Here is a 19,782-nt window from a genome sequence, read left to right as displayed (position 1 = left end):
CACCTTTTTCATTTCTATTCTGCCCTACCAGTTACTATGCCGCCAGAAAGACGGCATGAGCAATGCCAGAACGGGGAACATTTCCAGCCTTCCCAAGAGCATGGAAATGCACACGATGATTTTACTGAAAACGGGGAGCTCCGCATAGGTACAAGTCGGGCCGACCGACCCGAAAGCCGGGCCGCAGCTTCCCATCGTCGAAACACTGAGACCGATGGCATCCAGTGTCGGCACGCCATCCCCGATGAACAAGACGGTCCACAAGACATCCAGTATGGCATAGGCCACAAAAAACCGGGCTACACCGTACAATATTTCTTCATTATACTCTTCTCCGTTGGCATGGACCTGCACGACGCTCCGGGGAGACAGTTTCTGCCAGACGACGGAGTGCATAGTCTTGATGAGCAGCATGAGCCGCGTTATTTTCAGACCGCCGGCCGTCGACCCGGCACAGCCGCCACAGAACATGAGGAGCAGCAGGATTCCTTTGGAAAAGGAAGGCCATTGATCAAAATCAGCCGAAACAAAGCCCGTCGATGACGAAATGGACGCAGCCTGGAAGAAGGATTCACGCACGGCTTCCAGGGAATCATATGATGCCCCATAGATCAGATTGAGACTCATGAGGGCCGTGGCCCCCAGGACCATTGCCACGTACAGGCGGAATTCCGTATCCCTGAAAATGACCCGGGCTCCCTTTCGCCAGGCCGCCACGTAAATAGAAAAGTTGGCACTGGAAAGAATCATGAATACAATCAGGACTCCTTCGATGAGGGGGCTGTTAAAGTGGGCCACACTATCATTAAAAGGAGAAAATCCTCCTGTCGCAATGGTCGAAAACGCATGTTCCAGAGCCGTCAGGAAATCGAGGCCGCAAATCATAAGCGCCGCTGTCGCCGCCGTAGTCAGGATGACGTACACCGTAAATAGGGCCTTTGCCATCTGGCCTATCCGGGGCAGCATGCGATCTGATGTCGGCCCCGTACTTTCGGCGTCCATCATGTGCACGACGCCGTGGCCGAATTGAGGAAACAAGGCGATGAAAATGACGATGATGCCCAGTCCTCCCAGCCAGTGGGTCAGACTGCGCCAGACGAGTATACTCTGAGGCAGTATTTCTATATCCGTAAGGACCGTCGCCCCTGTGCCGGACAGGCCGGAAATACATTCCAGTATGCCATCCAGGATATCCAGATAGCCTCCGAACACATAGGGCAGCATTCCCAGAAAGGTGACGAGGATCCAGCTGAGACTGGTAATGGCAATCCCTTCCCGGACGCTCAGGTTATCAACCGCCGACGGCTTTTCATGCTGCAGTATCATACCGGCAGTCAAACTGACCAGAGCGGCTCCAGCCAGCGCCGCAAAACCGGCGTCGCCACAGACGACGGACAGAGCGGCCGTCAGTCCCAGTGCCAGGCCCAGCGCCATGGAAATACGTCCTAAGAAATACAGGACAACGCGCATATTCATAATTCGCACACTTCTCTCTCAAGATGGAAAATTACCATTTGCTGTGAAACCGGGCTGCTATGGTCTGCAATACGATGAGGAAAGAAAAGATTTCTATGCGTCCCAGAATCATGACAAAGGTACAATATAACTTCGTCCACACCGGGAGCGATGCATACGAAGCCAGTCCGTAGAGCTCGGCTGTCGATCCGACACTGGACAGGCATCCGGCCGCTACTCCCATGGACTGTAACAGAGGGATGCCCGACAGGGAAATGACCAGCATGGAAAAAAAGAACACTCCCATATACAGGAAGAAAAAGCTCAGGACCCGGCTGATGATTTTCATGGAAACAGAAACGCCGTCTATCTTCAGGCTGACGACCATCTGAGGATGAAGAGTGCGGCGCATTTCCCGGGCTGCCATGCGGAACAGGACGATGATACGCATGATGCGCAATCCCCCCGTAGCCGAACCGATACAGCCGCCGGCAAAGACGAGGAGGAATAAGACATAGCGGTCAAATCCGGGCCAGAGGGAAAACTGGGCCGACGCATAGCCGGTCGTGCTCAGAAAGGAAACGACGGCAAAAGTTCCGTAGCGAAGACTTTGCCAGAAATCGTAAACACCGCTGCGCCAGAGATGAAAGACGATGAGCGCACTGACGGCGCCCACGATGGCCAGGAACGTCCGCAATTCCGTATCCGAAAAGATAAACCGCAACTCCCGCCGGGACAGAGCCCTCCAGATGAGGAGAAAGTTGCAGCTGGCCAGGATCATCGATATCATAGCCGCTATTTCCAGGAACGAATTGTCATAGCCGGCGAAATCAAGCGATGTCGTACCGCCGCTTGTCGAAGCCGTGGTCATAGCCTGGTTGATGGCTTCGAACACATTCATCCCAGCCGCCAGATACAGCAGCGCAGAAATGATGGTGATCCCGGCATATATTTTACCGGTCTGCAGCGCCGCATTTCGCATACGGCTGATCATCGGGCTGAAGGCGATGCTCTGATGAGCCGACAAGGTCACGCCGAAACAGCCGCTGACCTGGGGTACTACCGTGACCAGCATGATGATGAAATTCAGGCCGCCCATCCATTCCATGAGACTGTGCCAGAACAGGAGGGAATGGGCTTCTGCCTGTCCAGCCGCCAGAAGGGAAATACCTGTCGTCGTATAGGCGGAAACGCTTTCAAAAAACGCATCGGCCGGCGTGAGCATTCCTGTCCATACGTACGGCATCATGCCGATCAGCCCCAGCAGGAACCAGATGGACAGCAGATACCATGCGCCTTCAGCCACACCGAGCTGTTTTTTATGCTGCTTCCCTGCTGTTTTTAGCAGCAGTCCCAGCACGAGCGTCACCGCCAGGGGTCCGGCAAAAGCCAGCACCGTATCTTCTCCCCAATACAGGGCACAGCCGAGCGGCAGTCCCAGGACGGCAGCATTCAATAAGGCTATCCGTCCCAGAAGAAACAGATAGAGCCGCATATTCATACTCAGTCCCTGCCTTTAAAATATTTCATGACTTTTTTAGAATGTTCTGTCTGGATGAACAAAATCGTCCGGTCTCCCGCCTGCAGTATAGAACTGCCATTCGGTATATGGGCCTGTCCGTCGCGGACGTAGGCACAGACCAGGCATTCCCGGGGCAGCTGTACATCCATCAGGCGCTTACCGGCGACAGGAGCCCCTTCCTGGACGATGACTTCTACAGCTTCCGCCTTGGCACCTTCCAGAAGAGAAACGGAAACGACGCCGCCGCGGCGGGCAAAGGCCAGCACTTCGCTGGCGGACAGGAGCCGCGCCGAAAGGACGATATCGACGCCGACTTTCTGCATGAGATCGACATATTCGATGCGGGCCACACGGACGATGGTCTTTTTGGCGCCAAAATGCTTGGCAATGAGGGCCAGCATGAGATTCAGCTTGTCGTCGTCAGTCACACAGATGACCACATCGGCATCGGCAACGCCCTCCTGGACGAGCAGGTCGATATCCGTGCCATCCCCGCAGATGGCAATTCCTTCGTCCAGCTTATCTGCCACCATGCGGCACCGTTCCCGGTCCTGTTCGATGACCTTGACCCGGACACCCTGTTTATCCATCATGGGAGCCAGGAAACGGCCCGTCCGTCCGGCACCGATGATCATAGCCCGTTCGACTTTCTTCGTGCCGCTGGGAATGAAATTTTCACTGAATTTTTCAATGGCCTTGGGGTCCCCGATAAAATAGGCATTGTCGTGAGGCAGGAGGCAGTCATCGCCATGAGGGATAATCATGCGGTGATCGCGGAATATCATCCCCGCCAGGATGGACTTGGGCATCTGCAGATCTTTCAAGGGCACATTGGCCAGGTGGGAATGACGGCGCACCTTCGTTTCAAAGAGCCGGACCTTGCCATTGGCAAAGTCTTCGACATCGAGAGCGGCCGGCATCATGAGGATGCGGTCGATTTCACGGGCCGTAATCAATTCCGGGTTCAGCATGAGATCGATATCAAAATTTTCTTTCAGATAATCCTGGGCTTCCGACATGAACTGCATATCACGGATGCGGGCGGCCGTATAGCGTATGCCGTGTTTTTTTGCAAGAATACAGGAAACCATGTTGACTTCATCGATGGCCGTTACGGCGACGAGAATGTCCGAATTGCGGATATCCGGATCGTTCATGGTAATAGGGCTGGCGCCATTGGCCAGGATCGTCAGCACGTCGAGATTGTTTTTGACGGCTTCCAGCCGTTCTTCATTCTGATCGACGACGACGACGTCATATTGTTCATTAGATAACAGCTCGGCAATACTGTACCCCAGCTTACCGGCTCCGATTATTACAATACGCAAGATATGTCCCTCCCTTGATATCTGTATAGTATAGCATACCTCGCTGAATAAAGACAGCTTTCCCCCTTTCTCTATCTTTTTCTCTGACAATATGATAAAATGAGTTGTTTGTTATAGATTTTTTCCATCATTTCCTGCAAAAAGAGGTTTCATAATGGCCAATAAATTCGTATCAGGTACGCTGATCCTGACCCTTTCCGGTTTTGTCGTCAAGGCGATCGGCAGTATCAACTGGATCATCCTTTCCCGTATCCTTGGGGGCGAAGGTATCGGTATTTACCAGATGGCATTCCCTATTTATCTGCTCGCACTGGAAATATCCAGTGCCGGCATCCCCATCGCCATTTCCATCATCACCGCCGAAAAAGCGGCCCGTGAGGACTATAACGGCGCCCAGCGCATCTTTCGCGTTTCCCTGACTATGCTCTGTTCGACGGCTCTGTTTCTCAGCGTCCTCGTCTTCTTCGGCTCGCGGTTCCTCATCGATTATCACATCATCCGTGAAAGCCGTGCCTATTATTCACTCATCGCCCTGGCTCCGGCCATCTTCTTTACGACCATCATTGCCGGCTACCGCGGATATCTCCAGGGCTGGCAGCAGATGACACCGACGGCATTATCGCAGATTGTCGAACAGCTCGTCCGCGTCGTAGTCATGCTCGGTTTTGCCGCACTGCTGCTTCCCTACGGGCTCGATTATGCCGCCGGCGGTGCCAGTCTCGGTGCCGGTGCCGGCGGGGTAGCTGCCTGGCTGGTGCTTATCTACTACTATCATAAACTGAAGCGCCATCTGCCAACAGACGGCCCCGTCTTTCCCAAAGAAAGCATCCGCCACATCCTGAAGCGGCTCATCGTCCTGGCTGTTCCCATTTCCCTGGCCAGCATCATGCTCCCGGTCGTCTCCAACCTGGACCTTTTAATCGTACCGCGCCGTCTGGAAGTAGCCGGATACCCGACCCATCAGGCAACGGAATTATTCGGGTACCTCACGGGCATGTCCGTACCGCTCATCAATCTGGCTACGATTCTCACGGCGGCCATGGCCATGAGTCTCGTACCGGCTATCAGCCACAGCTTCACTCTCGGCGATACGAAGGAAATTTACAATAAAACGTCTGGCGCCATGCGCATCGCCCTCCTGGTCACCATCCCCTTTTCGGTCATGCTCTACGTGCTGGCCGAACCGGTCGTTACCTTTATCTACAATGCTCCGGCCGCGACCGACGCTACCCGGGCCGTTGCCATCGCCATTTGTTTTCTGGGGCTTCATCAGATTACGACGGCCATCCTGCAGGGCCTCAAAAAGCCAAAAATCCCGGTTATCAATATGGGAGTCGCCTGCCTGGTCAAAGTGGCCTGCAACTGGTTCCTGGTTGCCATTCCGGCTCTGGGCATCACCGGTGCTTCTTACGCTACCGTCGCCGATATCGGCGTAGCCGCTGCCCTGAATCTGGTCTTCATCTATCGCAAGACCGGTTATATCATCGATGTGAAAACAGTCGTGCGCAACGTCGTCTGCGCCGCTATCATGGGCGTTGCCATGTATTTTCTCTACGGTGCCATCGGGCATATCGGTCTGTTCCTCAGCCTTGCGGCCACGACCGTCGTCGGATCTGCCATCTACATCGGCCTCATGGCCGTATCGGGCGGCGTCACCCGTGCCGACGCCCAGCGGCTGCCGTTTTTTGGCCGTTTCTTCTGATTTCTCATGACCTGTACCATCCAAGAGCCCTCATAGAGCGGCTCTTTTTTTGTATATGCATGAGATGCATTTACCGGTAAAATATGGTACTATAATAGGTAATTGAAATCTAACCCATGTACCAGGGAGGTTTATCTCATGCTGAAAATAGCACTCGCCCAGCTGAACGTCCATCCCGGTGACCCGCGACGGAACGTACAGTCTATGGAACGCTGCATATCCCAGGCAAAAGAGCAGCACTGCCACATCATCGTATTTCCGGAATTGTCGATTCCGGGATATCTCATCGGAGATATTTGGGACCAGCCGGATTATATCCGGGAATGTGTCCACTTCGGGGAACGGATCCGTGCCCTGTCCGATAGGATCACCATTTTCTTCGGCAATGTCGCCTGCGATGAAACCCGTCTCAATCCCGATGGACGGCAGCGTAAATATAACGCATTGTTTGTAGCGCAGAATGGCCAATTCATCGGTCCGGAACGGTCCCCCTATCCTTACTACATCAAGACACTGATGCCTAATTACCGCGAGTTCAGCGACACCCGGTATTTTACCTCACTACTGCAGGTGTCCCAGGAACGGCACCTCTTCCCGGAAGATTTGATTTCACCGATTACCCTGACCTTCTCCGGCGGTCAGACGCTCCGGGTCGGTCCGCTCATCTGTGAAGACAGCTGGGATGATAACTACCCCTTCAAACCCATGCAGTATCTCCACGACAACTATCCTCTGGATGTATTCATCAATATTTCTAATTCTCCTTTTACCCTCGGCAAGACCCAGCGCCGTCACCGTCTGTTCGGCAAATCCATCGGCCAGTTCAACGTACCGGCCCTGTATGTCAATTGCACGGGCATCCAGAATAACGGCAAAAATATCTATACCTTCGACGGGGCCAGCGGGGCCTATGGCAAAGACGGATCCCTCCATTATGAATGCCCCCTCTTTCATGAAGAACTGGCAATTCTCGATTTCGACGAAACGTCTCATACGTTCGTCAGCCCGCAGAAGCAGAACCCTCAGGAAGAAGAAGTGGCCGACATCTGTCACAGCCTTCAGTACGGCATCCGGTCTTTCATGGAAAATGCCGGCCTCAGCAAGGTCGTACTCGGCGTCTCCGGTGGCATCGATTCGGCAGTCAATGCCGCCTTATACGCTTCCATTCTCCCCAAAGAAAATATTCTCCTCGTCAACATGCCCAGTGTCTACAACTCGTCTATGACCAAAGACCTGGCACAGCAGCTGGCAGATCATATCGGCTGCTACTACACAGTCATACCCGTCCAGGACAGTCTGGAACTGACGCGGAAACAATTCCGGGAAGCACCACTCCTGCAGAATGGCGAAGAAAAAGGCCATCTGGCACTCACCAGTTTCATCGAAGAAAATATCCAGGCCCGGGACCGTTCCAGCCGTATCCTGGCGGCGGCAGCGGCGGCTTTCGGCGGTGTCTTTACGTGCAACGCCAATAAAGCCGAATCATCTGTCGGCTATGCGACACTCTATGGCGACCATGCCGGTTTCCTGGCCGCAACAGCCGATTTATGGAAACATCAGGTTTATGCACTCGCCCGGTATCTGAACGATGTCGTATTCCAGCGGGAAGTCGTTCCCCAGGGCAGCATCGATATCGTTCCCAGTGCGGAATTATCGGCCAGCCAGGACATCACCAAAGGCCAAGGGGACCCCATCGTCTATCCCTATCACGATTACCTGTTCCGCGCCATGGTCGAACGGTGGCAGCGGGTCACACCGGAAACCATCCTCACCTGGTATGCCGAAGGAACACTGGAAAAGCAGATTGGCTGCTCCGTCAACGTCCGGGATGTCTTCCCCACGGCCAAAGCCTTTATCGACGACCTGGAACGGTGGTGGCGCCTCCTGTCGGGCTTTGCCGTGGCAAAACGGATCCAGAGCCCGCCCGTCCTTTCCATCAGCCGACGCTCCTTTGGCTACGACCTGCGGGAAGCCCAGCTGAAACCGTATTACACGACACGATATGAAGAACTAAAACAAACGTTGCTGAACCAGTAACTAAACCGGTACAAAACAAGGGACTGTCTCATGATGACATAAGCCTTCATGAGACAGTCCCTTGCTCTTTATATTTTATAGCAGTCTGTAGTTTTTAGAATTTTTAAATGTTCAGGCAACATCTGCAAACAATAAACTTAAAACTTAAAAAGGAGCTGTCTTCATGGGACAGCTCCTTTTTTACATGGTGTCAGTGAACCTTCACGGAATCATACATCCTGTATCCGCTGTACACCCTGATTCTTCTTTTTCGAACGATGTCCGATGTTTTCTACGATGATGAACAGCATAGGAATGAGGAATACGCCGAATATGGTCGCAACGGACGTACCGAAGACGACAGTCACGCCCATGTTTACTCGCGACGCGGCGCCCGCCCCAGTGGCGATGGCCAGGGGGATAGAACCTACGACGAAGGCCAGGGATGTCATGATGATCGGGCGGAGACGGATCTTGGCCGCTTCGATTGCTGCCGATACGGGATCCATGCCCCGTTCATCGACACGGACTTTCGCGTATTCGATGATCAGGATAGCGTTCTTGGCAGCCAGGCCGATAACGGCGAGGATACCAATCTGGAAGTAAATATTATTCTGCTGATTGAGCAGATAGGCAAATGCAGAAGCCCCGAACAGGCCGGCCGGCACACTGAACAATACAGCAAAAGGTACCTTCCAGCTTTCGTACAAGGCAGCCAGTACCAGGAATACGAAGAGGATAGCCAGACTGAATACATAAACGGTCTTATTTCCTGCTTCGATTTCTTCACGGCTCATGCCGCTCCATTCGTAGGCATAACCTTCACCGAGCGTATCCTGGGCAATTTCTTTCAATGCATTCAGGGCATCACCAGAACTGTAGCCATTGGCCGGTGCCCCCTGAACAGTAATGGAAGGATAATCATTGAAGCGGTTGATAATAGAAGCAGAACCGATAGGCTTGGGCCGGACAAAATTAGATACCGGTATGAGCTCTCCACTGCTGTTCTTGACATAGAGATGTTTATTGGCATCAATAGACTGGCGGAACTCCGGCGCCGCCTGAATGACGACTTTAAAGTTACGGCCAAAAATGGTGAAATCATTGACCTGATAGGAACCATAGAAGGATTGCAGCGTCGTATACAAATCACTCAGCGATACTCCTTCCCGTGCTACCTTGTCGCGGTCAATATCCAACTGATAGCCCGGAGTATCGGCAGCAAAGGCCGTATAGACAGAACCGATTTCCGGACGCTGACGGGCAGCGGCGATAAATTTCTGCGTCGTCGCATTCAAATCCGATGTGCCATGACCACCACGGTCTTCAATGACAATGCTGAAGCCGGACGATGTACCCATGCCATCAATAGGAGGCGGATTCAAGGCCATGACCTGTGCCTGAGGAATCTGGTTGCCAAACATCATCGTTTTACCTACCAGCGCATCGACAGACAAATCTTTCGTCTTACGCTGCGACCAGTCATCCATACCCAAGAAAATAGTCATACCATTCGGTTTGGCACCACCAGCCAGGATACTGAAACCGGTAACGTTCATGACGCCCTTGACAGCCGGCTGACTTTGAAGCCATTGTGTCATCTTTGTCGTCAATTTCTTGGTTTCTACCTGCGATGTCCCTTCCGGGAGTGTGGCGTTGACCATGATGAACCCATTATCTTCAGAAGGAACAAATCCCGTAGGCATAACCCTGAAAACAACCCCGGTCAGGCAGCAAAGGAGAAGAAGGAACGCCACGACCCATTTCAGATGGAGCTGGAGATGAGCCAGGCGGATGCCATACCAGTCGATGAGGCGGTCAAAGGCCAGGTTGAATTTCTGGAAGAACTTATAAATGCCCTTCGGGTTGTCATTGGGCTTGTGTATATTCAGGATAGAAGCGCACATGGCCGGCGTCAGCGTCAGGGCGACGAAGGCCGAAATGGCGACGGAAATGGCGATGGTAAAGGCGAACTGCCGGTACAAAATACCACTCATGCCGCTCAGGAAACCGACCGGTATGAATACCGATGCCAGTACACAGGCAACGCCGATAACCGGGTTCTGTACATTGCGCATGGCGATGATCGTCGCCTCCCGCGGCCCCTTGGCATTATACTTGATTTCGTATTCGACGGCTTCGATGACGACGATGGCATCATCGACGAGCAGGCCGATAGCCAGGACCATGGCAAACAGGGTCAGTGTGTTGATGGAGAAATCGAGCACTTTGAAGCTGGCGAAGGTCCCCAGCAGCGATACCGGTACGGCGATGAGCGGAATCAGTGTCGAGCGGCCGCTCTGAAGGAACAGATATACGATGAACGCAACGAGAAGCAGCGCTTCCACGAACGTTTCAATAACTTCTTTAATAGAGGCCCGTACAAACTGTGTACTATCATAGACTACACTGTAATCCATGTCATTCGGGAAAGACTGCTTTGCCTTTTCCAATACTTTTCGTACACCATCGACAGTCTGCATGGCGTTGGCATCGGATGTCAGGCTGACCATGAACCCTGCCGAATTCTGGCCATTATAAGAGCTGGTGACATTATAATCTTTATTGCCAAGATTGACACTGGCAATGTCGCCTATGCGGATCATAGATCCGTCACTGTTAGTGCGGACAATAATATTCTTAAACTGTTCCGCTGTCTGAAGGCGGCCGTCTGTACGCATACTGTACTGATACGTCTGGCTATCTGGCGTAGGCTGTGACCCTACTGTACCGACAGCAGCCTGCGTATTCTGCGATTTAATCGCCGCCATGACTTCGGTCGGCGTTACTTTTAAAATGCTCATTTTCATCGGATTGAGCCAGATACGCATGGCATAGTCCGATCCGAATTCCTGTACGTTACCGACACCAGACACGGATTTTAATTCATCCATGAAGTACTGGGTCGCATAGTTTTTCAAAAACGTTGCATCATACGTGCCACTAGGAGATACGAGCGCAAAAACCATAGCGGTCGAACTCGTTGACTTCTGTACAGTTACCCCCGTCTGCGTTACTTCCGACGGCAGGGTGGACTGAATCTGACTGATACGGTTCTGGGTATTGACCATGTCCATATCATCATTCGTGCCCGTTTTAAACTGGGCCGTCATGGAATACCGGCCATCATCGTTACTGGAGCTGGAAATATAATCGAGCCCGTCAACACCGGTCATCTGACGTTCGATGACGCTGGCTACGGTCGTCCCGATGACTTCCGAGTTGGCCCCGACATATGTCGCCGATACACTAATCTGCGGCGGCGTTACTTTTGGATATTTTGCTATCGGCAATGTCAGCAGAGACAACAGCCCCAGAATGGAGATGACCAGCGAAATGACGATGGCAAAAATAGGCCTGTCTATAAAAAACTTAGATATCACTGTGCTGCCTCCTATTTGGATGTACTATCTGTCGTCGTATCAGAACTGCTTTCAATATCCGTCTTTGTCAGCAGATGCTGATCCAGCGTTGCTCCTTTGGCTTTCTGATACCCGTCGACGATGACTGTATCCCCGTCGGACAGACCGTCGGTGATAATCCAGAATTTTCCGACTTTCTGCCCCGGCGTAACTTCTTTCGTCTGAGCCTTTCCGTCGCTGTCGATGATGGAAATGTAATATTTACCCAATGTCTGCTGTACGGCACGCTGCGGTACAGCCAAAGCATTCCGCTGTACCTGGGTATCGGAAACTACCGTCGCATACAATCCGGGAATGAGCAAATTATCTGGATTGTCGAATACTGCCTTTACGATAATCGAGCCGGAATTGCCATCCATGCCATGGTTGACCTGGACGACGCGGCCTTCATAGGGATAGGTAGATCCGTCGCTGAGGCGCAGGAGCAGGTGATCGCCCCAGCTGCCGGCTCCGGTCTGTTTCGTCATCTGCAGGTATTCCGATTCGCTGATGGAAAATTCGACAAACACGGGATTAGTGGAGGAAATCGTAACCAGTGCGGTAGAACCGGCCGTCGCAAAGGTACCGATAGGTACATCATCGACATTCAGCTTGCCCGAGAACGGCGCATACACAATGGTATCATCGACGTTGTCCTGGGCGGCATCGACCTGGGCGGCATTGGCTTCTACGACAGCCTGCTGCTGGGCCGTAGCCGCTTCCTGATCGGTGACGATCTGCTGGGCCACGGCATCCTGGCTGGCCAGTGTCTGATAACGGCGCAGGTTCAGTTCCTGATTGGCCAGATTGGCCGCGGCCTGGGCCTGATTGGCCTTGGCCTGAGCCAGAGCCGCATCATAGGTACGGCTGTCCAGACGGAACAAAGCCTGGCCGGCCGTTACTTCCTGACCGCCCTGGACATATTTTTCCACTACCCGGCCGGAAATCTTCGGCCGTACGGGAACTTTATCCGTTGCCGTCACGGTGCCGCTGTATTCTGCTTTGACAGGCGTATCTTCCGCCTGCACCTTGTACGTATTGACGGCGACAGCACCTTTCTGCGCCCCCTGCTGGGCTCCGCAACCCGTCAATAAGGCCGCAACAGTCAGAGCCGTTACGCCCAGTTTAAATAAATCACCCTTCTTTATCATGCAATGTAAGCCCCCTGTCTTTTTTTATTCCATATAAAATGATACGGATACATTTTTCCATATATTCAGGAAAGGAATAGTCCTGATTAGTCTGCTCGAGAAAATCCAGTACATCATCAGCCGCACTGTGAAGCATGTGAATGAGGAGTTTTTTATCAAAATGATTAAACTCATCGTTTTCCTGGGCCTGTTCAAAAATCTGTTCCAGTACTTTCCAGTCCCGTTCGGAATAGGTCTGCATGGTGGCGCAGATTTCCGGCATTTTCGTAAAAATCTCCTTGGCTTTACGCATAGAAAATACCTTGCCGCTGGCATTGACATTAAAATACTCCACCAGTTTCTCTTCTGCCGTAAGATCCGGATCCTGCAGCAATTTCACATGGCGGGTATATACCTCATCCATCAGTGAATATAACGCTTCTATAATCATTTCCTGCTTGGACGAGAAATGTTCATATAAGGTTCTCTTGCTGATGCGGAGACGGCGGGCCAGATCATCCATGTGGAAATTCGGACCATGCATGCGCAACTCATCTAATGATGCCTGTAAAATTTGTTCACGCATATCTATATTCATGCACTCACCCTATCCATCCTCCACTTCAAACCAACACAAGTCTCAAAAATCATTAAAAAACTCAAATAGAAAACTCAGTACCAATTTATAGTTTAATATACGGGACTGCATTAGTCAATGAAAATCTACAGTCCCGCAGGAATTTGTTTCGTTTTAGAACTATCTATTCTGTTATCGTTTCAGCATGTCTTCGACCATCCGTTTCAGCGGAATGATTTTGAGGAAGACAGCCCCGCAGATGGCACCGATGAATGTGTTAGGCAGGAAGGCGACGACAAAAAACCAGAGGGCAACGGCTTTGGAATCGAGGATGAAGGCGGCCAGAGGGTAGGCAACCAGTCCGCCCAGTATGCCCGTACCAAAAATTTCCCCGACGACGGCGCCCCAGATGGACCCGGTCTTCTTATACAGAATCCCCGAAAGGCAGGCGCCGATCATGCTGCCCGGATAAGCCAGAATGGTGCCGACTCCCAGGGCGATGCGGATAGAAGAAATACAGAAAGCACCGGCAACCGAATAGCGCCATCCCAGCAGGACGGCCAGGAGGACATTAATCAAATGCTGCAGGGGAAATACACGGGCGCCCCCAAACGGGAACGATACAAGAGGGGCCAGGAGAACGCCGAGAGCAATAAAAATAGCTGTAAAGGTGAGTTTCTTCAAGTATACATTTTGATTATTCATCGTAATTCAGGACCTTTCCACAGGTAAGATATGTTTCTGTTTGCAACTGGTATAACGCATCGATAAGATGCAGGTGAAACGTACCCGGCCCCTGGGACAGGCGGGCTGCTGTTTCCCCGGCAATTCCCATGGAGAGGATACCGCTTACAGCCGCCGTAAACGGGCCGGACACGGCTGCAAAGGACGCGATGAGCGATGTCGTCATACAGCCCGTTCCTGTCACATAGGTCAGGAGAGGCGTCCCATTTCCCAGGAGGACGCTGCGCCGGCCATCGGATACGGCATCAACCGGGCCAGTAATGGCCACTGTCGTTTTCAGCAGCCGCGCCAGATGGCGGACTTTTTCTATGGTCATGACTTCCCTGTCATGGCTGTCCACGCCGGGATTGATTCCGCTTCTTCCTGCAGCGAGACACATCATTTCGCTCATATTGCCCCGGATAACGGTAAGGGGCAGCCGTGCTGCCAGCTGCAGTGCGCCCTGCGTCCGGTACGTCGTACCACCGGCACCTACGGGATCCAGCACGATGGGGACATCCTTCTCTGCTGCCGCTTTGCCGGCCCGTTCCATCGCATCTATCGTCCAGGGCTGAAGCGTTCCCATATTGAGGACCAGCGACGAAGCAGCTCCGGCCAATTCTCCTACTTCAGCGGGAGCCCAGGTCATGGTCGGCGATGCACCTATGGCAAGAGTCGCATTGGCACAATCATTGATGGTGACGACATTAGTTATATGATGGACGAGAGGGCGTTTCTGCCGCAACCGCTGCAGCGCCTCTCCCGCTTCCTGTAATACATTCATGATATGTCCTCTCAGATATGGATTTTCATAATGATTTTACGGACGGGACCGCACAGCCCGTGAGGAGCACACAACGGGCGGTGGCCGTCGCCGGGAAGAAAGATAGCAAAGGTACCCGGTGTCATGAGGACCTGCGTATCATCTTCATAAGAACCGTCGTAGAACCAGATGTCATCATCGGGCCGTGCTTCTACGACCTTGCCCGAGCGGCACAGAGGCTGCCAGCCGATGTATTCTCTCCCGGCCAGTACCATCTGGATATCGATGTAAGACCGGTGCGCTTCTATCTTACGTGCCGGCGCGTTTTCCGTCATGACTTCATCGATATTGAAGAAATTCGCTCCCGGAAGTTCATGCCGTCCCGGTTTGAGCAATGACGTATGAAGGGAGGCCAGTTCTTTGATCCAGGGCCGCAGCCATTCCGGCAGTGCCTGTACTTCCGTCTCCCATTGCCTGATATTTCCTGCATACATGAAAATCCCACCCTTCCAGAATTAATCCTCTTCTTGTTCTCTCTTTTCTACATTGCGGTCAAAGAGGGCATCGGCAAACTGGGCCGCATCAAAGGGGCGCAGGTCATCGACGCCTTCACCGACGCCGACCCAGCGCACAGGTACGCCCAGTTCCCGTTTGACCGATAAAATGACACCGCCCTTGGCCGTGCCATCCAACTTGGTGAGAACGACGCCCGTAAGCGGTACGACATCGCCGAACAACTTGGCCTGGCTGACCGCATTCTGCCCGGTCGTCGCATCGAGGACCAGCAGCGTTTCCTGCGGTGCCCCTTCGATATTGCGGGAGGCCACGCGGGCCATTTTCCGCAATTCTTCCATGAGGTTGGATTTCGTCTGCAGACGGCCGGCCGTATCGACGAGGAGGATATCCGTATGATGAGCCTTGGCCGACGCCGTCGCATCGAAGACGACTGCCGCCGCATCGGCTCCTTCCTGATGCTTCACGATAGGGACGCCCGTACGGTCCGCCCAGATAGTGAGCTGTTCTGCCGCCGCTGCCCGGAAGGTGTCGCCTGCGGCCAGCATGACCGATTTGCCCTGCTGGGTATAGTATTTGGCCAGCTTGCCGATCGTCGTTGTCTTGCCGACGCCATTGACGCCGACGATAAAGATGACATCGGTCGTACCGGTGCAATCCGGTACGGGGTCGTTATTTTCTTCCAGAAGGGCTACGATGCACTTTTCCAGGTAAGGAATGACATCATCGCCATTCTGGATTTCCCGGCTCTTTACGCCGCTGCGGATCTGGTCGAGAAGATATTCCGTCGTTTCCACTCCTATATCGCCGGTGAGCATGACCGCTTCCAGATCATCGTACATCTCGTCATCAATTTTGGCATACCCGCGTACGACGGTCTCGATGTTCTTAATGAGCGAGCCTTTCGTTTTTTCCAATCCCTTGCGTAATCTTGAAAAAAATCCCATAATTAACTTCCTTTCTCTATCATATCGTCTACTTTAACGGTAAGCAGGCGGGATACGCCTTTTTCTTCCATGGTCACGCCCTGGAGCGTATTGGCTGCCTCCATCGTCTTGCGCCGGTGGGTGATGACGATGAACTGGGTCGTGCCACTATAATTTTTCATATACCTGGCCATGCGGATGACATTGGCTTCATCGAGGGCTGCATCAACTTCGTCAAACAGCACGAATGGTGCCGGATGGTAGGCCAGGAATGCCAGCAGCAGGGCAATGACGGTCAGCGCCCGTTCACCGCCGGAAAGGAGCGTCAGTGGCTGCTGCTTCTTTCCCGGCGGCTGAATGAGAATGGACACGCCGGACTGCAGGACATCCTGGCTGCCGGTCAGGGAAATATGGGCCGTGCCCCCGCCGAAAAGCTGGCTGAATATGCGCTGGAAATGACGGGCAATCTCAGCAAAAGCCTGGCTGAACTGACTGGACATGGCCTGGTCGATTTCTGCCACGACGATCTGCAACCGTTTCCGCGATTCCAGCAGGTCATCGCACTGGCGATGGTAAAAGTCCCGTTTATCTACGGCGTTCTGATATTCCGTATCGGCATTGGGATTGATTTGTCCCAAGCCGGCAATCTGCTGACGCAAACGCGATACGCGTTCATTCAATTCGCGGAGAGAGCCTTCGCGGCGCCGTTTCATCGCCTCTTCCCGGCTCAGTCCCTGCCGGGCCAGGTGTTCTTCTCCCCGTTCAATCTCGCCACGGTACTTTTCCTGTTGCACTTCTGCCGCATGGACGCGCTGATTCCACTGTTCCTGTTCGTCCCTAAAGTCGTTTATCTGCTGTTCCAGCTCCCGGCTCTTCTCAAAATCGGCTTCCCGTGAAGCATAAAAGGCCTTTTTTTTCTCATCCTTGGCCTTCGTTTCTTTTTCTTTTTCCCGGATATGCGTTGTCAGGTTTTGCAGCAGCTGCCGCGTTTCGTCCTGACGCCGCCCGATGGATGCCAGCCGGTCTGCCGCTTCTTTCGAGGCATCGGCGGCCTGCCGGGACAATTCTTCGTGCTGGCGGATCTGCTCTTCCAGATGACGGATCTGTTCTTCCAGGGTAGCCAGCGCTACCTGCCGGTCGGTCAGGGCATGACGGCACTGTTCCAGTTCGTCCTGTGCCCGCTGCTGTTCTTCTTCCAGTACTTTCGTATCGGCCGGCTTTTCGTCCATCCAGGCTGCGTACGTTTCCTCTTTCTGTACCAGCTCTGCCTGGATGTCCGACCGGGCCGCATACAGCTTCTGCAAGGTCTGTCCGGCCTCACGGGCCCGTTCCCGGGCCTGTTGTTCTTCCCGTTCCATGCTCTGCAGGCTAAGCTGCAGTTTCTGCTGCTCCATATCGGCCTGCCGGCAGGTCTGCTGCTGCCGGGATGCGGCCTTGTCTGCTTCGCCGGCCGCGCGGCGCAGGTCATTTCCCCTTTGGACCAGTTCCTGCAGCTTTTTCTCCGCTGCCGCCGCTTCCTGCTTCAAATCCTGCAGGGCCGCCCGCCGGCTGATGAGGGATCCTTCCCGGTTTTTTACGCTGCCGCCAGTCAGTGAGCCCCCGGCATTGAACAATGTCCCATCAAGGCAGACGATACGCAGCCGGTGCTGGTATGCCCGGGCTGCGGCAGAGGCGGCATCGGCCGTTTCTGCTACGAGCGTCTTATGGAGGAGAGACGAAAAAACAGGCTTGTACTTGTCGTCATACTGTATCAGATCGTCGGCAAAGCCGATGATGCCTGCCATGGCAGAAGCCGCTTCTTCGTCACGGGTCCGGCTGCGGGGCCGCACCGTATCCAGCGGCAGGAAGGTCGTCCGGCCGGCATGGCGTTCTTTCAAATAGGAAATAGCCTGCCGGGCCGTCCGTTCATCGTCGGTCACCACGTGTTGGGATGCTCCGCCCAGGGCGATGTCCAAGGCCGTCGCGTAAGCTGCCGGTATGGTACACAATTCGCCGACGACGCCACAGATACGCGGCCGCCACGGAAGCTGTGCCAGTAATACGGCTTTTACGGCACGGCCCAGTCCTTCATGTTCCTGTTCCATGCTTTCCAGCACGCGGATGCGCTGGGAAAGGGCCGCCGTCTTTCCCTGCAGGCTGCGGTACACCTGTTCTGCCTTCCGGAGCTGCTCATTGGCCTCCTGCTGCTTTGCTTCCCACGTCTTACAAAGAGCCGACGAAGACTGGAACTGCTGTCTGGCCTGTTCCAGATCATCCCTGACCTGTTGCACGGCACCGGCCATGCGGGATGCAGCCTGTTCCTGATCCGTCTTCGCCTGTTCCAGTCCGCCGGCCTGACTGCGGTTCTCTTCCAGGCGGCGGCGCAAATCTTCCATATCCCGTGTCAGGACGAATACATCCTGCTGCCTCCGGGCACTCTCTGTCTGCACCTGTGCCAGGGCATCGGCAGTTTTGCAGGCTTTTTCCCCGGCCTGGCGGAACAGTTCCTCTGTCAGGGAAAGGCCCTGACGGGCTGCATCCCGTTCCTGTTTTTTCCCTTCCAGCTGACTTGTATAGGCGGCCTTTTGTTCCTTGATCTGCCCTTCCTTTTTTTCCGCTGCCTGGACATCCTGCCCGGCCTGGCGGAACGATTCGGCCAGTTCCTGCTGGCGGCTGGAAAAGGCTTCGTGCCGGCTCTTCATGCTGTCCAGTTCATTGTGGACGGCCAGGGTCTCTTCATCGAGGCGCTGCAGGGCCGAATTTTCTTTTTCCATGCGCGTCACCAGCTGCTTCCGCAGGGCTGCCGCCTGTTCCAGTTTTGCCGTGGCTGTATCCCGTTCCTGCTGAGCCGTAATACGGTTATTTTCCGCTTTGGAAAGAAGTCGTTCGGCGTTGCGCAATTCCTGCAGGGCCAGCGTACCTTCATAGGCCAGCCGTTCGCCGTCCAGTTCCCGGAACGTCTGCAGCCGCTGTGCCTGTTCTTTCATCGGTTCCAGCTGGTCTTCCAATACACTCATCATATCGTGGATGCGTTCGAGGTTATGTTCCGTTTCTTCTATCTTGCGCAACCCGTCCTGTTTGCGGCTTTTATAGCGGCTGATACCAGCCACTTCTTCGAAGATGATCCGCCGTTCTTCCGGCTTGCTGTTCAGGATGCGGTCTACCCGGTTCTGGCCGATGACGGCCATCGAATCCTGGCCGATGCCCGTATCGGCAAAGAGGAGATGAATATCCTTGAGACGGCACGGCCGCTTATTAATGAAAAATTCACTTTCACCGGAACGAAATATGCGTCGTGTCACGACGACTTCCGTAAATTCGACGTCGAGCTGATGGTCGCTGTTGTCGAAATACAAAGATACTTCGGCCGCACCCTGGGGACGCCGCTTTTCCGTACCGGAAAAGATAATATCTTCCGACTTCTGGCCGCGCAGCTGGCGGACGTTCTGTTCGCCCATGACCCAGCGGATGGCATCAGAAATATTGCTCTTGCCGCTGCCGTTCGGCCCGACAATAGCCGTGATGCCTTTATCAAATGTCAGTGTTGTCTTATCTGCGAACGATTTAAATCCCCGCAGCTCCATCTTTAGTAATTGCATAGGCTGCCAACTTTCCCATCCAGATATCCCTATGGATAGGAGTCTGTCGTCATACCCATAGTCTTTCTGCTGTAATAAACATATTCTATCATACCATAGATATGTGAAAACACCAATATAGGAGTGGAAAAGAATGAGTAATAAAAAA

13 protein-coding genes are annotated in these 19,782 nt (G+C 53.5%); 2 read left to right on the top strand and 11 right to left on the bottom strand.

The genetic code is table 11. The annotated features are described in order from the left end of the window. Nucleotides 1-24: 24 nt before the first annotated feature. The 3 genes from ACGTIC_RS07350 to trkA are packed head-to-tail and all read right to left on the bottom strand — an operon-like array spanning nt 25 to nt 4,305. The gene (locus ACGTIC_RS07350; RefSeq protein WP_113856064.1) at nt 25-1,476 is read right to left on the bottom strand and encodes a TrkH family potassium uptake protein; all 1,452 of its coding nucleotides are present in this window, start codon (nt 1,474-1,476) and stop codon (nt 25-27) included. Nucleotides 1,477-1,507: 31 nt separating this feature from the next. Next, the gene (locus ACGTIC_RS07345; RefSeq protein ID WP_113856065.1) at nt 1,508-2,956 is read right to left on the bottom strand and encodes a TrkH family potassium uptake protein; all 1,449 of its coding nucleotides are present in this window, start codon (nt 2,954-2,956) and stop codon (nt 1,508-1,510) included. A gap of 2 nt (nt 2,957-2,958) precedes the next feature. Continuing rightward, the gene (trkA, locus tag ACGTIC_RS07340; protein ID WP_075582210.1) at nt 2,959-4,305 is read right to left on the bottom strand and encodes a Trk system potassium transporter TrkA; all 1,347 of its coding nucleotides are present in this window, start codon (nt 4,303-4,305) and stop codon (nt 2,959-2,961) included. A gap of 154 nt (nt 4,306-4,459) precedes the next feature. On the opposite strand from trkA, the gene ACGTIC_RS07335 reads away from it, so the two are divergent. Continuing rightward, nucleotides 4,460-6,007: a polysaccharide biosynthesis protein gene (locus ACGTIC_RS07335; RefSeq protein WP_059077152.1), complete on the top strand. Its 1,548-nt coding sequence runs from the start codon at nt 4,460-4,462 to the stop codon at nt 6,005-6,007. Nucleotides 6,008-6,145: 138 nt separating this feature from the next. Next, the gene (gene nadE, locus ACGTIC_RS07330) at nt 6,146-8,044 is read left to right on the top strand and encodes an NAD(+) synthase (protein WP_113856066.1); all 1,899 of its coding nucleotides are present in this window, start codon (nt 6,146-6,148) and stop codon (nt 8,042-8,044) included. A gap of 209 nt (nt 8,045-8,253) precedes the next feature. Here the strand turns inward: nadE and ACGTIC_RS07325 are convergent, their stop codons facing one another. The 8 genes from ACGTIC_RS07325 to smc all read right to left on the bottom strand — a co-directional run bounded on the left by ACGTIC_RS07325 (nt 8,254) and on the right by smc (nt 19,634). Then, a complete protein-coding gene (locus tag ACGTIC_RS07325) occupies nt 8,254-11,406 on the bottom strand; it encodes an efflux RND transporter permease subunit (protein WP_113856067.1) in 3,153 nt (1,050 codons plus the stop codon). Between the two features lie 11 nt (nt 11,407-11,417). Next, complete coding sequence (locus ACGTIC_RS07320; RefSeq protein WP_113856068.1) at nt 11,418-12,575, bottom strand: efflux RND transporter periplasmic adaptor subunit; 1,158 nt, start codon at nt 12,573-12,575, stop codon at nt 11,418-11,420. Beyond that, nucleotides 12,559-13,152 (bottom strand): TetR/AcrR family transcriptional regulator, encoded by a 594-nt coding sequence (locus tag ACGTIC_RS07315; protein ID WP_113856069.1) that lies wholly within the window; start codon nt 13,150-13,152, stop codon nt 12,559-12,561. The genes ACGTIC_RS07320 and ACGTIC_RS07315 overlap by 17 nt, the downstream gene beginning before the upstream one ends. Before the next feature lie 171 nt (nt 13,153-13,323). Next, nucleotides 13,324-13,836, bottom strand: a complete 513-nt coding sequence (gene thiW, locus ACGTIC_RS07310; RefSeq protein WP_075582208.1) for an energy coupling factor transporter S component ThiW — start codon at nt 13,834-13,836, stop codon at nt 13,324-13,326. Further along, complete coding sequence (gene thiM, locus ACGTIC_RS07305) at nt 13,829-14,638, bottom strand: hydroxyethylthiazole kinase (RefSeq protein WP_113856070.1); 810 nt, start codon at nt 14,636-14,638, stop codon at nt 13,829-13,831. The genes thiW and thiM overlap by 8 nt, the downstream gene beginning before the upstream one ends. Before the next feature lie 11 nt (nt 14,639-14,649). Then, nucleotides 14,650-15,111, bottom strand: a complete 462-nt coding sequence (locus ACGTIC_RS07300; protein WP_113856071.1) for a YhcH/YjgK/YiaL family protein — start codon at nt 15,109-15,111, stop codon at nt 14,650-14,652. A 21-nt stretch (nt 15,112-15,132) separates the two neighbouring features. Next, on the bottom strand, nt 15,133-16,077 hold the full coding sequence (gene ftsY / locus ACGTIC_RS07295; protein ID WP_059077145.1) for a signal recognition particle-docking protein FtsY: 945 nt from the start codon (nt 16,075-16,077) through the stop codon (nt 15,133-15,135). A 2-nt stretch (nt 16,078-16,079) separates the two neighbouring features. After that, entirely contained in the window at nt 16,080-19,634 is a 3,555-nt protein-coding gene (gene smc / locus ACGTIC_RS07290; protein WP_113856072.1) for a chromosome segregation protein SMC, read from the bottom strand. Between the last annotated feature and the right edge of the window lie 148 nt (nt 19,635-19,782).

Source organism: Megasphaera hexanoica (assembly GCF_043520715.1).
Classification (GTDB): domain Bacteria; phylum Bacillota; class Negativicutes; order Veillonellales; family Megasphaeraceae; genus Megasphaera; species Megasphaera hexanoica.
This window is presented reverse-complemented; position numbering and strand designations above follow the sequence as displayed.

Coding starts and splice junctions, on each gene's coding strand:
- ACGTIC_RS07350 (WP_113856064.1), bottom strand. CDS start 1,476: ATGAATATGCGCGTTGTCCTGTATTTCTTAGGACGTATTTCCATGGCG.
- ACGTIC_RS07345 (WP_113856065.1), bottom strand. CDS start 2,956: ATGAATATGCGGCTCTATCTGTTTCTTCTGGGACGGATAGCCTTATTG.
- ACGTIC_RS07335 (WP_059077152.1), top strand. CDS start 4,460: ATGGCCAATAAATTCGTATCAGGTACGCTGATCCTGACCCTTTCCGGT.
- nadE (WP_113856066.1), top strand. CDS start 6,146: ATGCTGAAAATAGCACTCGCCCAGCTGAACGTCCATCCCGGTGACCCG.
- ACGTIC_RS07320 (WP_113856068.1), bottom strand. CDS start 12,575: ATGATAAAGAAGGGTGATTTATTTAAACTGGGCGTAACGGCTCTGACT.
- ACGTIC_RS07315 (WP_113856069.1), bottom strand. CDS start 13,152: ATGAATATAGATATGCGTGAACAAATTTTACAGGCATCATTAGATGAG.
- thiW (WP_075582208.1), bottom strand. CDS start 13,836: ATGAATAATCAAAATGTATACTTGAAGAAACTCACCTTTACAGCTATT.
- thiM (WP_113856070.1), bottom strand. CDS start 14,638: ATGAATGTATTACAGGAAGCGGGAGAGGCGCTGCAGCGGTTGCGGCAG.
- ACGTIC_RS07300 (WP_113856071.1), bottom strand. CDS start 15,111: ATGTATGCAGGAAATATCAGGCAATGGGAGACGGAAGTACAGGCACTG.
- ftsY (WP_059077145.1), bottom strand. CDS start 16,077: ATGGGATTTTTTTCAAGATTACGCAAGGGATTGGAAAAAACGAAAGGC.
- smc (WP_113856072.1), bottom strand. CDS start 19,634: ATGCAATTACTAAAGATGGAGCTGCGGGGATTTAAATCGTTCGCAGAT.